This window comes from Streptomyces sp. NRRL WC-3549, from assembly GCF_000721935.1.
Taxonomy (GTDB): domain Bacteria; phylum Actinomycetota; class Actinomycetes; order Streptomycetales; family Streptomycetaceae; genus Streptomyces.
This window is the reverse complement of record NZ_JOCS01001835.1, coordinates 1-1,348: the sequence shown is the minus strand read 5'-3', so window position 1 is coordinate 1,348 and position 1,348 is coordinate 1. Positions and strand designations below refer to the sequence as shown.

The window sequence follows — 1,348 nt, the reverse complement described above, 5'->3', positions numbered from 1 at the left end:
CTACGGGACAGAGCCGCTCGTTTGACAGACCCGTGCTGAACAACCCGGACCCGGGCGGGGCAAGTGCTGTCTAGGGTCGCAGGCGGAGAGGGCTTCTCCGTGCGGAGCCGCTGGTCTCCTTTTTCAGAGCAATGTCCGCACGGGTGACGAGCTTCGTGGCCGCAGGTCCAATCTCGACGGTCTGTAAGGGGTGGGGCGTGTGCTGACGTACGAGGAAGTCATGACGACCGATTTCGGCGTGCTGACGACGGCTGCTGAGAAGTGGACAGCCATGGCGGCCGACATCGCGAAGATCGAGAAGCGTTACGGGGAGACCGTCCAGAAGATCACGTTGGAGCAAAACTGGCTCGGGCTCAGCATGGAGACGGCGCACACGAAGTTCGCGACGACTCGACGCGAGTACAAGTCCGCGCAGACCGAGGCCAAGGCGGTCGCCAGAATCCTGACCGACGCGCACGCCGGCTTCGTGGACCTGAAAAAGAAGGTCGAATCAGCCCGGGACGACGCAATGGCCGCGGGCATGGCGGTCTCGGCGGCAGGGCGCGCGGCTTTTGACTTCACGCGGATCCAAGACCCTGCTCAGGAGCGGGCGCTGCGGCACGACCCGGACATGAGGGGTGCTGAGGATTCCTGGACCGCGCATATCGCCGCGGCGGTACGGGCTGTGGACGAGTTCGACAAGGCCGTCAAGCAGGCTCTCGAGGAGGTGGTCGTGGACGGGAACTTGCTCGACGGCACTGTCGGGGGCTTCAACGCCACCGCCACACCCGTCATCCCCCCGACGGGGCAGGCCCGCAGCGAGCAGAAGTTCACCGACGCCCAGCGGTGGATCTTCGAGGAGATGAAGCGGAATGCCAAGTCGGACACCGTCAGCAGCATACAAATACTCCTGAAAAAGCCTGAATGGTATGAATTCGGGCGGAACTATGGATCTGATATCAACGCAGGACTGGTGATGTGGGGAGCCAAGGTGGCCCCCGGCCAGGACTGGGACCACAAGCCTCAGCTCCAGCAGCGATACGACCTGCAGACCAGCGATGACTACTACTTCAAGCAGCCCGGAACGAACCGCGAAGTCTTCTACGACATCTACTCCAACGTCCACTACGGATACGTCGGCCGGGCCGCCGGCTTCGACGCGGACACTCTGATCCAGGGCGCCTCTCTCGGAGAGACCGTGCTGACAGGGGATGACGACCAAGGCGATCAGATCACCATGCGGATCGGCATCGAGCTGTACGACAAGTACGGTGACGACCTGACAGAAGAGCAGCTCCAGCAAGGAATCAACGACGCGATGAACCGGATGGAACAGGCGCAGCGCAGCGGCGAGGATGTCCCGCAGATC

Annotated in this window: 1 protein-coding gene; it reads left to right on the top strand. The window is 62.8% G+C overall.

From position 1 onward, the window contains the following. Window positions 1-220: 220 nt before the first annotated feature. On the top strand, window positions 221-1,348 hold a 1,128-nt coding region (locus IH13_RS39610; RefSeq protein ID WP_234433162.1), incomplete at its 3' end, for a polymorphic toxin type 44 domain-containing protein.